Source organism: Bacillus sp. 01N45 (genome assembly GCF_056399205.1).
This window is the reverse complement of the sequence record NZ_JBFTQW010000008.1, coordinates 233667-249109: the sequence shown is the minus strand read 5'-3', so window position 1 is coordinate 249109 and position 15443 is coordinate 233667. Positions and strand designations below refer to the sequence as shown.

The 15443-nt window shown below is 35.4% G+C and carries 7 protein-coding genes, 1 pseudogene and 2 other annotated features; of the genes and pseudogenes, 7 read left to right on the top strand and 1 reads right to left on the bottom strand.

Going from position 1 to position 15443, the window contains the following annotated elements:
* Window positions 1-279 precede the first annotated feature (279 nt).
* From AC1DMU_RS20025 to AC1DMU_RS20015, 3 genes are all read left to right on the top strand, one after another.
* The gene (locus AC1DMU_RS20025; RefSeq protein ID WP_088063227.1) at window positions 280-4482 is read left to right on the top strand and encodes a bacteriocin-processing peptidase family protein; all 4203 of its coding nucleotides are present in this window, start codon (window positions 280-282) and stop codon (window positions 4480-4482) included.
* A gap of 99 nt (window positions 4483-4581) precedes the next feature.
* Window positions 4582-4820, top strand: a binding site (T-box leader).
* Between the two features lie 54 nt (window positions 4821-4874).
* Window positions 4875-7976 carry an isoleucine--tRNA ligase gene (ileS, locus tag AC1DMU_RS20020; RefSeq protein WP_372470990.1) on the top strand — a complete coding sequence of 1034 codons (3102 nt, stop codon included), beginning with the start codon at window positions 4875-4877 and terminating at the stop codon, window positions 7974-7976.
* A 332-nt stretch (window positions 7977-8308) separates the two neighbouring features.
* Complete coding sequence (locus tag AC1DMU_RS20015) at window positions 8309-9820, top strand: M36 family metallopeptidase (protein WP_046959291.1); 1512 nt, start codon at window positions 8309-8311, stop codon at window positions 9818-9820.
* 103 nt (window positions 9821-9923) lie between these two features.
* Here the strand turns inward: AC1DMU_RS20015 and AC1DMU_RS20010 are convergent.
* Window positions 9924-10406: pseudogene (locus tag AC1DMU_RS20010) on the bottom strand (hypothetical protein).
* A gap of 244 nt (window positions 10407-10650) precedes the next feature.
* On the opposite strand from AC1DMU_RS20010, the gene AC1DMU_RS20005 reads away from it, so the two are divergent.
* From AC1DMU_RS20005 to AC1DMU_RS19990, 4 genes are all read left to right on the top strand, one after another.
* Window positions 10651-12006, top strand: a complete 1356-nt coding sequence (locus tag AC1DMU_RS20005; protein WP_141499183.1) for a UDP-N-acetylmuramoyl-tripeptide--D-alanyl-D-alanine ligase — start codon at window positions 10651-10653, stop codon at window positions 12004-12006.
* Window positions 12007-12072: 66 nt separating this feature from the next.
* Window positions 12073-12284: a binding site (T-box leader), on the top strand.
* Between the two features lie 108 nt (window positions 12285-12392).
* Window positions 12393-13679, top strand: a complete 1287-nt coding sequence (gene aspS / locus AC1DMU_RS20000) for an aspartate--tRNA(Asn) ligase (protein ID WP_088063230.1) — start codon at window positions 12393-12395, stop codon at window positions 13677-13679.
* A gap of 195 nt (window positions 13680-13874) precedes the next feature.
* Complete coding sequence (locus AC1DMU_RS19995) at window positions 13875-14639, top strand: vWA domain-containing protein (RefSeq protein ID WP_044792564.1); 765 nt, start codon at window positions 13875-13877, stop codon at window positions 14637-14639.
* 13 nt (window positions 14640-14652) lie between these two features.
* Window positions 14653-15423 carry a hypothetical protein gene (locus AC1DMU_RS19990; RefSeq protein ID WP_088063231.1) on the top strand — a complete coding sequence of 257 codons (771 nt, stop codon included), beginning with the start codon at window positions 14653-14655 and terminating at the stop codon, window positions 15421-15423.
* Window positions 15424-15443: the final 20 nt, after the last annotated feature.

Below are 15443 nucleotides of genomic sequence, written 5' to 3'. Positions count from 1 at the left end.
ATCGCTGATATATTTTGAAAATCGTCGATATATTTAAATTATCGCCGATATAATTTCATGTACGGATTTCAGCTTCCAAAAGATAAAATCCTCATGTTACGTTATTCCATTTAATTAAACAAAATATGGAGAAAAACAATCACTTTTACTATATTTTGTTATAAATTTGAATAATATTAATTAATACCATCCATTATAAGAGATTTTAGTTGAATACCTACAATATGATGTGTAAAATCTAAGCAAGTAGCAGTACAAATAAATATTCGAGGTGAATACATGCTAGATTTTAAGCAGTTAGATGCTTGTTTGAAAGACAAGAGATTTATAGATGGATTACAGGAAATAAATAATGAAATTTCATATATAAAAGAAAAGAATACTTTATCTTATTTGAAGAGTTGGCTTGCTAGTGTTCCTTCACATAAGGAGTTTGACATATTAATACGTCTTACTGATGAAGGGCTTATGCACCAATACAGTTCATTCCTCATTCGCTACGCCTACAAAAAATTCCCAAATATGAGAACGCTCTCTTTATATTGTGATGAGTTAATTGATGAGCGGAAAATACTTGAAGTAGAACAGTTGTTAAAAGACTCATTAGAAGAGGTAATTAAAGAAGAAATAGAAGCTGATCTTTTAGCGAAAACATATTTTACGTTAGTACGATGTTTGTTGGAAATGAAACGAAATGAAGAAGCCCTAATCTATATGCAAAAGGCAGAGGAGTACAGTTCACGTGCCGTATTTGATAAATGGGGCTACGTCTATATGCATACAGGTGAATGGGAGAAAGCAGAAGAACAATTTATAGCCGGCATGCAGCATAAAGATTGTGAAGAGCTATCTACCTATTTATTATCACAATTATATGCGAATCAAGGAGAACAAAAACGTGCATTACAGCTAATTGATGATGCGATTGTAAAGTTCCCGCAAGTACCATATTTTCATTTTGAAAAGGTAAAATATTTATTAGATTTAAGGAAGTATGAAGAAATGTTAGCGGTAATAGATAACATAAATAATCAGCTTCCTTATCATGTGTATAAAGCTTACTTTGTACATTTACGTGCAGAAGCGCTTTACAAAATGAATAAACTTGTAGATTTACAACAGTTATTAAAAGAAGAAAAAAGTTTAAAAGAGTCTTTATATCATAATTTAGAAAAAAATCCAGATGGAAAAAAGGTGCATTTACCGATAGTTCCTATTGTACAAAAGGATAATTATTGTGTTCCGACAAGTTTAGAAATGATGTTGCAGTTATGGGGAGAAAAACGTACACAAGATGAAATAGCAGAGTTTATTTTTGATATGACAGGCTCAAAGTTTTCAGATACTGTTTCTTATTTAGAAGAATTAGGTTATGAATATCGTTATTTTAAAGGGAATGAGGAAAATTATAAGAGACTACTGGATGAAGGGATTCCTGTTTTATTAAGTATAGATATTGAGCATGCTTCACATGTACAAGTGCTATCTGGATATGATGATACGTTACAAGCTTTTTATGTTCAAGATCCGAACTTTATAGAACCAGTTATTGTGGAATATAGTAAGTTACAAGAAAAATATCGTTACACAGGTTGTTTAGCGATTACGTTTGTTCCGAAAGAAAAGAAGGAGCAATTAGCATTTTTAAATGAAGAAGAAAATCATTATTTTAAATCTATTTTTTCTCTTACGGATCATCTAGATGAACATGATAAAGAGGGGATTCATAACTTAGTACAATTTTTAAAAGAGACGAGTGATAATCCGAATACGTGGTTATATACAGTTAAGCATTTAGATGTTGAAGTAGATAATGAGTTTATTATATGTTGTATTGAAAAGTTAATGGAGAAGTTTCCGAACTCAGATTTTGTTAAATTGCATGGTGCGCAGTGCTTTATTCGCCTTCAAGAATTAGAAAAAGCCGGGCAAATGCTGACAAGTGTTGAGAAGAAAAATAATCGTGCTTTATATCATTTAATAAACGGAAGATATGCTTTTGAACAGGAAAGTTATATAGAAGCGATTTCAAGTTTTCGTTCATCATTACAATTAGACGCAGATCAGCCGATTGCTTGGAGTTTTCTCGCTCTATCATACATGTATATCGATCAATCGGAAAAGGCGTTGCAGTTTTCTCAAGTTGCTTTAGAACGTAGTCCAGAAAGATTCACTTTAACGAATCACGGATTAATATTAATAGATTTGGAAAGATATGAAGAAGCGTATGAAATTTTTAATGACCTATTAAGAGAGAATAAATATGAGGCACATGTATGGTATGAGCGCGCGAGATGTGCGCATCATTTAGGGAAATTACATTTAGCGATAAAAGGGCTTAAAGTAGCGATTTATTTGGATAGTAATGCACCCTACATCTATACGAAACTTTCGGAAATATACGAGTCTGATTTGAAGGATGAGGAAAGTACGAAAGAAATTTTATTAAAAGGTATTGAGAATTGTGACGATAAGGCACCTCTATACGTAAAACTCGGTGACTATCATTTTCAAAATGATAGTCTGGAAGAAGCAGAAACATTGTATAATCGTGCTTTAGAAGAAAATCATGATGATGTTTATTCTCACTTTGGACTTACGCAAGTTTATATGGCGAAAGAACAATACAAGGAAGCGAAACAATATATTCTCGGTATTGAAAAACAAATTGAAAAGAGCCAAGATTTTCTTATGAATGCGGGAATGGTTCTATGGGATGCTGAGATTGAACTTGGTGGAAATGAAGAAGGGTTTAAATTAGCTTTGTCTAAGTTAGAGAGTGGTATAAAGCAGAGTGAATATAATGTGGCAAGTGCGTTAGATGAATATGTGAATCGAATTAAAGGAACGGTATTTGTACAAAGAGGTATAGCGTTCTTAAGAACGTTACACAAAGAAAGAAAAGAAATAAGCGAATACGGTTGTTATACAGGTATTTTATATGAATCTATTGGGCAGTACGGCCAAGCGATGAAAAGGTATAATAAGGCGATAGAACAAAAGGAAACGGCATTACCGTATTACCGAATTGGTGAAATACTTATGGCATTAGGGCAATTGACGGAAGCAAAACAAGCGTATGAAACATGTTTAGAGCTTGATGAGAATTTCGTAGGTGTGCATTTACAGCTTGCAGAAATATATGAAAAAGAAGAAAATCGTTCTAAAGAACAAAGTCATATGGTTCAGGCTATGAAAGAAGAGCCGATGCATATTAATATGGAATATTTGGCACAGCTTTCAGTAGAAATGAGTTTTCAGGAAGAGTTACTGACAGAACTAGAACAATTAGCGGACGAAGCACCTGAAATATGGCGATTAGATGCGATTGCATATGTGTATGGAGCGATGGATGAAATAGATAAAGAACAAGCACAGATTGAAGAGGCACTTCAATTAGATAGTGAGCATATAGAAGTTCTATATCATTATGCCAAAGTGTTAGTGAAAAAAAGAAATGCAAAAGCAATTGAAATTGCAATGAAAGTTATACAAAAAGATGCAAATAATGAACGAATATTTGATGTGTATGTAAAAGCGATAGAACAACATAAGAAATTGTCTAACATACGAGAGTTTCTTCATACATTAAAGGTGAAGAAGGCAGAAAGAAGTATGGCATTTATGTATGCTGCATCTGCGGTGACGGAAAGATGGATTGAACGTCAACAAAATGAACAGCCGAAAAAATCCATAATTACGAGAGCTTTTTATCGTATGAAAAACCGTGCGAAAGAAATTTCGATTATTACTACAATCATTGATTTGTATGAAATTTCGTTAAAGTTAAATCAAAAAAATAGTATGGCAGCGCAGCGATTTTCACTATTTTACGAGAATGTGGCGATGTATAAAGAGGCGATAGATGTATTGCAAACATCGTTAGAAAATAAATGGGATTACGATATAGCGAAGCAACTTGTAAATCTTTTCATGGCGTGTGAGGAAGAAGATATGTTACGGGATGCTTCAGAATTAACGAAGCAAATGGTTCGAGAGTTACCAGATGATTATGATACGCTTCTTTTACAAGCACAAGTATTCTTTAAAATAGGAGAAGAAAGAAAAGCAGAAAAGATTACCTTACAATTAACGGAGCAAACACCGTTTGTAAGTAGAGCGTTTCTTGCTTTAGGAGAAATGTATCAAAGTCAAGAAAGGTTTGAAGAGGCAATTCATGTATTAGAAAATGCTTCTATACATCATCCAAATGAAGCAGCAATTCTTCTTTCTTTAGCATCTTCGTATCATGGTGCCGGACAAACACTAAAGGCAGAAAAAATAACAAATGATGTATTAACAATAGATGCGAGTGATTTGTTAGCAAGATACGATCGCGCTTGTTATTTAGCACAGTTAAATAGAATTGAAGAGGCGAAGCAAGAGCTTGAAATTGTTCTTCGTGAGGATGAATCAGGATTCTTTGCTGAGCTTATTGAAGAAGATGAAGATTTAGCTGGAATACAAGAATTTAAGAAATAATTGTATAGGAATTGTGAAAAAAGGGTATAATTAAATATATATTTAGAATTAGTTGACAATTTATTGCCCAATGGCATAAAATAGCTTTTAATAAAGTATACAAATCTGAAGACGAGAACGAGTAAAATAATGAATTGTTCCCCAGAGAGCCGGTGTATAGCTGAAAGCCGGTGTGCAGACGTTATTTGAAAATCATCTCCGAGGAGCCGAGGCTGAAATAAGTAAGCCCGGACGGATGTCTACCGTTACAAAGAACACGTATGATAGTACGTTGCTAAGTGCTATTAGCGAAGAGCTAATAGAATTAGGGTGGTAACGCGGTTAAACCCGTCCCTACTTCATGGGGACGGGTTTTTTGTGTGCTTTAAAATATTCAAAAGGAGTGATTGTAGATGAAGAAAGTAGATGTAAAAGAGTCAGCTGTAGGGAGAGAAACACGTATTCGTAAGCAGTGGAACGAGCAAAGTATTTTCGAGCAATCAATTCAGAATCGAGAAGGCGCACAGTCTTTCGTATTTTATGAAGGACCACCAACGGCGAACGGTTTACCACACGTCGGACATGCACTTGGACGGACAATTAAAGATGTAGTAGCGAGATATAAAACGATGGCTGGTTATAAAGTGCTACGAAAAGCGGGATGGGATACACACGGTTTACCTGTAGAATTAGGTGTTGAGAAGCAACTCGGTATTTCTGGTAAACATGAAATTGAAGAGTATGGAATTGAGCCATTTATTCAGAAGTGTAAAGAGAGTGTATTCACATATGAGAAGCAGTGGCGTGAATTCACTGAAAGCATCGGTTATTGGGTAGATATGGATGATCCATACGTTACGCTAGAGAATCCATATATCGAAAGTGTATGGCATATTTTAGGGACGATTCATGAAAAAGGATTATTGTACAAAGGGCATAGAGTCTCACCATACTGCCCAAGTTGTCAAACTTCACTAAGTTCACATGAGGTTGCACAAGGGTATAAAACAGTAAAAGACTTAAGTGCAACAGTTAAGTTTCAAGTGAAAGATAGTGAAAATGAATATTTCCTAGGGTGGACAACAACACCTTGGACACTTCCAGCAAATGTTGCGCTCGCTGTACATCCAAATATGGAATACGTGAAAGCGAAACAAGAAGGTCATGTATACATTGTTGCGAAAGAACGTGTACAAGATGTATTAAAAGAAGACTATGAAGTATTATCTGTTCATAAAGGTGAAGAATTAGTAAACACATCTTATATGCCGCCATTTCCAATGAAAGAAGTTACAAATGGCTATCACGTTATCGCAGCAGATTTTGTCACGGCAGATAGTGGTACAGGACTCGTTCATATCGCTCCAGCATATGGGGAGGACGATTATAGAGTCGTTCAAAGTGAAGGATTGTCATTCTTGCATGTTGTAGATGAGAAAGGTGAGTATACAGAAGCAGTACCATTTTTGAAAGGGAAATTTGTAAAAGATTGTGACGTGGATATTGTTCGTCATTTAGCGAAGGAAGGCTTACTATATCATAAAGAAAAGTATGAACATAGCTACCCACATTGCTGGCGTTGTGATTCACCACTTCTTTATTATGCAGGAGAGAGTTGGTTAATCCGAACAACTGCAATTAAAGATACATTTTTGCAAAATAACGATTCTGTTACTTGGTATCCAGATCATATGAAACATGGACGCTTTGGTAAGTTTTTAGAAAATATGGTGGACTGGAATATTAGCCGAAATAGATATTGGGGAACACCATTAAACGTATGGGAATGTGAAAGTTGCGATCATCAATTCGCACCGAAAAGCATTGCTGATTTAAGAAAGCATAGTACAAAAGAAACACCGGAAGATTTGGAATTGCATAAGCCATATGTAGATGAAGTGCAAGTTTGCTGTGAAAAATGCGGAAGTACAATGAATCGTACACCAGAAGTAATTGATGTTTGGTTTGATAGTGGTTCCATGCCATTTGCGCAATATCATTATCCATTTGAAAATAAAGAGTTATTTGAAGAACAGTTTCCAGCGGATGTTATTGCAGAAGGCATTGATCAAACGCGTGGATGGTTTTATAGTTTATTAGCAGTATCAGCACTATATACAGGAAAAGTGCCTTATAAACGAGTGTTATCACTAGGGCATGTATTAGACGAAGAAGGACAGAAAATGTCTAAAAGTAAAGGGAATGCACTAGATCCAGTTGATTTAGTAAATCAGTTTGGTGCAGATGCATTAAGATGGGCGCTACTCGTTGACAGTGCTCCGTGGAATGCGAAACGTTTCTCGGAAAGAACAGTACTGGAAGCAAAGTCTAAATTTGTAGATACATTAGTCAATGTGTATAGCTTCTACGTTTTATATGCAAATTTAGATGAGTATAATCCGAAAGAAACGTATGACGCAAAGCGGACGAAATTGGATGAATGGGTATTATCAAGATTGCATAGCACAACGAAAAAAGTGAGAACAGCACTTGATGATTATCAATTTACGAATGCAGCTCGTGAAATCGCGGCGCTTGTAGATGAAGTAAGTAACTGGTATGTAAGACGATCACGTAATCGTTTCTGGGAATCTGGTATGAATGCTGAAAAAGCAGCTGCGTATGAGACACTTCATGAAGTGCTTGTGACAATTAGTAAATTAATTGCACCATTTACACCGTTTGTCGCTGAAGATATTCATTTAAATTTAACTGGAAGTAGCGTTCATTTAGAGGATTATCCAGTTGTAAATGAATCACTACTTCAGCCGAGACTAGAAGCGGAAATGGATGCTGTTTTACAAGTTGTTGAACTAGGAAGAAGTAACCGTAATCAACATTCTTTAAAAGTAAAACAGCCGTTAGCGGAACTTGTATTACTAGCGCATAATGAAAATGATATGGATTGGGAATCTTATCGTGATATCGTCATGGATGAGCTAAATGTCAAAGCGTTTCATGTTGAACTCGATGAAACGAAATACACGTCCTATCAATTAAAGTTGAACTTTAAAACAGCTGGGCCGAAGTTTGGTAAAAATGTGAATGCAATAAATGGATGGTTAAAACAATTATCAAAAGAAGAAGTACAACACTTTGTATCTACAGAAAGAGCAGTTTACGAAACTGCACCAGGAGAAGAAGTAGTTGTAACGGCTGAAGATGTAGTAGTAGAGAAAGTTGCGAAATCAGGGTTCTCTAATACGACTAACGGACAATATACAGTTATGTTAGATACGAATGTAACAGAAGAGTTGTTACAAGAAGGAGTGGCGCGTGAATTTATTCGAGCGGTTCAAGAATATCGTAAGCAGTTAAATTTACCGGTTAATTTACGAGTAGATGTTATTCTTGATACAGAGGAAGAGCTACAACGAACATTAACGAACCATAAAGATTTATTGGAAGAAAATTTACTCGTTAAGCAATTTACATTTGATCACTTAACGAATGAAGACGATGAACTATCTTTAGGTGAAGCGAAAGTTCGAATTAAATTAAGCGCGGCTCATTAAAGAAAAAAGGAAGTTGGAATCATTCCAACTTCCTTTTTGTATGATGGAAATTTATCCGGCTAACTTCCTCATAATCCGTTCGATAGGTCCTCTAGTAAATGTCTTTCTTCATAGCGCACTAAATAAAATACTGTAGAAATATATTTCTACAGTATTTTTCTCATTTTATACATAAATATTGAGAAAATTTCACTCAACCTAAATGGAAAGGTAATAGAATTGTTTATAGAGAATTACTCGTAGATTCAATTTTTATCCCCCCATTTTGTGGGGAATGATTGCCTAGTGGTAATGGGATAAGGTTGAGCTACTTTATTAGGGGGAGTGGTTCTATGTTTAATAAAAAAATGGTGGCAATGGCAATGACTGTGCCGTTAGTAATGGGGACGATTTCTACGGTTTCGGCATTGGAAAAACAGCAGCAAGTAAAGCTAGAAGCTTATTCGCCGCAGAAAAAAGCAACTGAATATTTAAAAGAAAATGCTGCGCAGTATGGATTAAAAACAGACCTTTCAGACTTGCAATATATTTCTACAACAGAAACGTCAGTAGCTTCATATGTTAGGTTCCAGCAAGTTGTTAATGGTGCACCTGTATTTTCAAAACAAATTACAGTTACTCTTAACGGAGAGGGAAAGGGCGTACTTGCTGTTTCTGATTATCAATCCGTCAAAGGTGTGAAGGAAGTAACGACAAAAATTAGTGAAAAAGATGCAATACAAAAATCAATGGCGTATGTTGGAGAAGCAAGTGAGCAAAACTTATGGGCTCCTACAGAGAAAGAATTTGGATATATTGTTGAAGAGGGAATTGCTCGTCCAGTATATAAAGTGGTAGTCCATTCTAATAATCCATTTGGTGCATGGGAAACATTTATTGATGCGGAAAATGGGAAGTTAATTAAAAAGGTTGATATAAACCGAAAAGCTGAAGGGACAGGAAAAGTATTTTTACCTAACCCAGTCGTATCTAGCGGTAGTAAAGTAGGCTTAAAAGATAATAACGATGCAGATTCAACAGCGTTAACGAATCAATTGAAGACTGTTACGTTAAAAGGTTTAGATGGGACAGGATTTTTAATTGGAGAGTATGTAACGATTTCTTCAAAAGCAAAAACAAAATCTACAAATTTACAATTTAACTATACACGTGCAAATGATAGCTTTGAAGATGTTATGTCGTATTATCATATCGATACATTACAGCGTTACATTCAAGGGTTAGGATTTAAAAATATTAATAATCGCTCTATTAAAGTGAATGTGAATGGAACGACGGCTGATAACTCATTTTATTCTCCGACAACGAAAGCTTTAACTTTTGGTACTGGCGGAGTAGATGATGCAGAAGATGCTGGTATTATCGCACATGAATACGGGCATTCAATTCAAGATAACCAAGTGCCTGGCTTTGGTAGTTCTGCAGAAGGCGGAGCGATGGGAGAAGGATTTGGTGACTTCTTAGGTGCTACGTATGAAGATGCAGTATCGACAACAGGCTACGGAAAAGCATGTGTTGGAGAATGGGATGCGACAGCTTATTCTAGTTCAGATCCGACGTGCTTGCGCCGATTAGATACGAATAAAGTGTATCCGAAAGATGTTACAAATGAGGTACATGATGATGGGGAAATTTGGGCACAAGGTCAATATGAGATGGCACAAGCTTTTGGACGTGATGTAGCAACGAAAATTATTTTACAATCACACTGGTCATTAACACCAAACTCTAAATTCAGTGATGGAGCAAAAGCGATTAAGCAAGCGGATGCTCTTTTATATGGCGGACAACATGCTGCTGATATCGATCGTATTTGGGCAGCAAGAGGAATTAGTACGAATTAATATAAAAAGTCGTGGCGTTTATAAGCCACGACTTTTTAATTTGCTTAAGAACTGGTACTAGTAAAGTAAGCTATATGAATGCTAATGTAAATTCATCCGCATTCTAGTTGTTTTTTTCGTCTTTAAAAACAAAATGCTCTTTAAATTTTCTAGACTCAACTTTTTGACCGTTTCTCATGGAGCGGAAAGGGTGTTCTTGCCAAGTAATGATTACATCAACTTCATCTGCTTTTGTAGCAACTGGAAAATTAGCATGTTCAAATCCAGTTTTTCCACTTGCTAAGCGACTTTCCTTTCGTGAGAAAAGTTCATATTTCGTTTTCGTTTTTGGCTCGTTGCGGAATACTTAGACTTGTACGTTATATACTTCACTGTTACCAACATTTTTTACTGAAAATTGATATGTTTTAAATTCATCTTCTTTAGCTTGAAGCATATTGTTACCTATGTTCTTCGGTTCATCAATATTCACTTTCCATTGATCAGAGTTTTGGGAGATTGGTAAAGAATTTGGTGAATAGGCGTATGTTTCATTCACTGCAATTAGGCATAACAAAAGAAGAAAGAAACTAATCGCTTTTTTCATATAAACACCTCGCTATAAAATTTTTATCCCGCTATTTGCCGGGCAGTAAGACCCTCCACCTCAAAATTCAGGGAAAGCAAAGAAGTTAGGTGGGGGGCGGGCTTACCGTAAAAGCCCGATTGGTGAGGGCTGATAATCAGTGGGGAGGAACAAAATCCCCACTGATTAAAGTTTCACTTTATCAATATGCGTAAATAAAACGGAAATTATGTAATAAAATGGAAAGGGTGATACTTTGATTCAAATGAATTTGAAAAAACTTGAAGAGGTAGTAGGCGGTGAAGGGTTACAAGAATCGTTTCATCACATAGAGATACATGGTGTCTGCATAGATTCCAAAAGCATTAAAGAAGGAAATGTATTTGTTCCAATCATTAGGGTGAAAGATGGACATGATTATGTGAAAGAGGCATTCGATAATGGAGCTGTCGCTTCCTTATGGAAAAAGTCTTACAGCACTCCGCCAAAAGGGATGCCAATTATATTTGTAGATGACACTTTGTTTGCTTTGCAACAATTGGCACAATTTTATCGGAAAGAGCTAAATGTAAAAGTAATTGGAATTACAGGTAGTAATGGCAAGACAACGGTAAAAGATATAATAAGCACGATTGTAAGTACAACTCATCGTGTGCATAAAACAAAGGGAAACTTTAATAGTCAAATCGGTTTACCATTAACTATTTTAGAAATGAAACGAGATACAGAGTTTTTAATTCTTGAAATGGGGATGAGTGAAAAAGGACAAATTCGAAACTTATCAATAATAGCACAGCCAGATGTAGTGATCATTACAATGATTGGTCATTCTCACTTAGAGACGCTTGGATCAAAAGAAGAAATTGCGAAGGCTAAATTAGAAATTATTGATGGATTAAAAGATGAAGGATTATGTTTGTATAATGGTGATGAGCCATTGCTTTTGAAAAATAAGAATTTATCGAGTATAACTTGTAAGGCATTTGGTGAAAAGTATACAAATGATTTGTTTCCAACAAACGTGCAATTAGATGAATATGGTGTTCATTTTAAATTAAATGATTCAAAAATACAGTACGATGTTCCCTTGCATGGAAAACATAATATTTTAAATGCGATTGTCGGAATCGCCGTAGGTCAATTTTATAATGTCCCCACAGAAAAAATACAGAAAGCATTGCGACAAGTAAATATTACTCATATGCGCTTTCAATTTTTAACTGCTAAAACAGGTTTTACAATTATTAACGATGCATGGAATGCCAGTCCCTCTTCAATGAAGGCCGCAATTGAAACGTTACAGACATTAAATGCCTATAAGAAAAAAATGATAGTAATTGGGGATATGTTGGAGTTAGGGAAGAATGCTGAAACATATCATAGAGAAATTGGTAAAATGTTAAATCAAGAGAGCATTCAATATGTATTCACTTATGGAGAGTTAGCTGAAATTGTAGCGGAAGAAGCGAGAAAGAAATATGATATAGGAAAAGTACAGTCATTTAATAGTAAAGCCAAGATAGCAGAGGAAGTATTAAAAGTTATAACGAAAAAGGATATCATATTATTGAAAGGCTCACGTGGAATGGCTTTAGAGGAGATTGTACAAAATTGGATATGAAAGATCAAAATATATTTAAAAAGGCTTGCGTTTTATAAAACAAAGAGATAGAATACTCTGTAAATATAAAAAGTGAGGATCAGGAAAAGTACATGATGCAAAGGTCTACAGAGAGCAATCGGTTGCTGAGAAGATTGCGATACCGCATGATGGAAAGACACCTGTGAGTGTTGCTTTGAACGTGATAATTAGTAAAAGCAAACGGTACCTACCGTTATCAGGGCTAAGATGGTCATTATGACAATTTGGGTGGTACCGCGGAAAAATCCGTCCCTATTTATAGGGGCGGATTTTTGTATTCTTTGAAAGGAGGTGAGTGACCGTGGATGATGACGATGACAACAACAATAACGTAAATAAATATAAAATTACTGGAGGGAAATGTAATGAAGCGTTCACTCACAAAAGAATGTACGGAGCAAGGCGGCAAGGTTGTATTACTTCAAGGATGGGTAAAAAAAATTCGTCATCTAGGTAATATTAGTTTTTTATTAATAAGGGATCGATCAGGAGTTATGCAATGTGTACTAGAAAATGAGTTAGCTGGATATAAGGTAGATGTGGAAAGTGTCGTTCAAGTAGTAGGTCAAATAGTAGAGACTTCGAAAACAGAATTAGGAGTTGAAGTGCTCGCTCACGACGTGAAAATATTAAATCGCGCAGAACCACTTCCGTTTGAAATAAATAAAAAGAAATTGCAAGTTGGCTTAGATCAACTTCTAAATGAGAGAGTATTATCATTAAGACATGAGCGAACCGCCGCGATATTTAAAGTAAAATCTACGCTCGTTCAGAGCTTTAGTGAATTTCTTATAGAGAACGATTTCACACGTGTATTTACTCCGAAAATTGTTTCACAAGGGGCAGAAGGAGGAGCAAATGTTTTTAAGCTTCCATACTTTCAAAAAGAAGCTTATTTAGCACAATCACCACAGTTTTATAAACAAATGATGGTAGCTGGAGGATTAGAACGTGTTTTTGAAGTTGCACCTGTTTACAGAGCGGAGCATCATAATTCTTCCCGTCATTTGAATGAATATATATCGTTAGACGTAGAACTTGGATTTATTCATGATTTTTATGAAGTGATGCAACTAGAAACGGATGTTTTACGATATATGTTTCAACAAGTAGCAAAAAACTGTGAAAAAGAACTAAAACTATTACAAATAGAAGTACCTGTTATTACAGAAATACCGAAAATTACATTGTTACAAGCGCAAGAAATTTTGAAAAGTAAGTACCAGAAAGAATCGCCAATTGGGGATTTAGATACAGAAGGTGAGAAGCTATTAGGGAAATATGTGAAGGAAACATATAAGAGTGAGTTTGTTTTCATTACACATTATCCGAAAGAAGCTAGGCCGATGTATACGATGCCAAATAAAGAGAATCCATCTATTACTGATTCGTTCGACTTACTATATAAAGGACTAGAAATAACTTCAGGGGCGCAGCGAATTCATGAATACGAAATGTTACTCACTTCTTTTAAAGAAAAAGGATTACATCCAGATACGTTTCAATCTTATTTAAATACATTCCGATATGGTTGTCCCTCGCACGGTGGCTTTGGAATTGGATTAGAGAGAGTTGTATACAAACTATTGGAATTAACAAATGTACGAGAGGCGAGTGCTTTTCCGAGAGATTGTACGCGTCTTATACCGTAAGAATAACCCCCTTCTATAGTGTAGAAGGGGGTTATTCCTTTCAACACATGTTAAAAGGAATAATTTTTTGTGTGAAAATATGTAAATTATATTAAGAACATTTTATAATGAATTGAGAAAAAGAAAATTCATAAGTTATAATGAAATATGAATATAAAAAAAGTTCATATAATAATGTATGGAAGGGTATGAAACATGTTATATCAAACTCAAGCAACACAACAAACACCAGCTTATATAATTTATCTTCTTGATGTAAGCGCATCAATGAACCAAATGATGGATGCAGGCGGAGAAGAAAAAAGAAGAATTGATATTGTAACGGATGCTCTTTCTTTAGCGATTCGCCAAATGGTATTTCGTTCAACAAAAGGTAGTCGCTTGCTTCCAAGGTATAAGTTATCTATTTTAGCCTATAGCGATCATGTTTTTGATTTATTGGGTGGTGTGAAAACAATAGACGAGGTAGCAAGACTGCGTCCATTAGAAAAAATTCAAACGCATCGTTTAACTGATACAGCAAAAGCTTTCTCTGTAGTGGAGAAGTTATTGCAAAAGGAATTACCAAATTTACAAGATGGACCAGCTCCTGTTGTTTGTCATATGACAGATGGGGCATCAACTGGTGAAGATCCAGAATTAATTGTACGAAGAATTATGAATATGTCTGTACCTGATGGAAACGTACTAATTGAAAATATTTTTATTTCAGATGAAATTATGCAAGAACAAATTTCTAATATAAAGAAGTGGGAAGGGATTATGCCAAATACAGAGATTACAGATGAATATGGTGCAAAGTTGCAAAGACTTTCATCGCCTATACCTCAAAGCTATCGTGAGATGATGACGGAACATGGGTTTCATATTGCAGATGGTGCTGTGATGATGTTTCCTGGGACAAATGCGGACTTAGTATCACTTGGATTTCAAATGTCTGCTGCAACGCCGGTTCGATAGGAGGGGGAGTAAGGTGAAATATACCCTATCGCAAAAGGAAGAAACGGTATTGCAAGAAAAGGAAACGAAACATTTTACTTATAGATATAGTTATGTAAGAGCAAAAGAAACGCAGGATTTAAACGAGAGTGGACAAGACTTTCTAGTATTTCTAGATAATGGAACTAGTTTCGTATTTGCCTTATGTGATGGTGTAGGGCTATCTTTTCATGGTGAAATTGCTGCGAAATTTCTTGGTATGAAGTTAGTAAACTTATTTGAAACATGTCAAGAAAATGGAATGAACATTACCACATTATTAAATGAACAGTTAAATAATTGGATAGAAGAAGCTTCAGAGGAAGTAAGTGCATTTCGCTTGCCAGAAGAAACACCGTGGTTACTACGCGATGTTTTGGAAGAAAAGCGAAAAAAAGGTAGTGAAGCAATGTTTATTGGCGGGAAAATAGAACGCATTCCAAATCAAGATAAAGTACAAATAACGATAGTTACACATGGTGATTCATTTGTACAATTGTTTCAAGATAAGGAGAATTGTTCGAATGTAATGAAGTTTGAGAGAAATATAGAGAAGAGATGGTCTACACAGAGAGGCGTTATTGGTGGGGAATTGGCGGTTTTTTCAAAGACATTGTCTAGACAAGAAGTTAATCGGCTAGTTATTCATTCAGACGGACTTCTTTCGCTTAAGCAGTATAACTTTGAGGAAGTGCTAAAAGAAATTGAGAGGGCGCAGAACTCTCCGACAAGCGATGATATTTCATTTTTAGATGTTTCTTGGTAACAAACATGATGGAAAAAAGG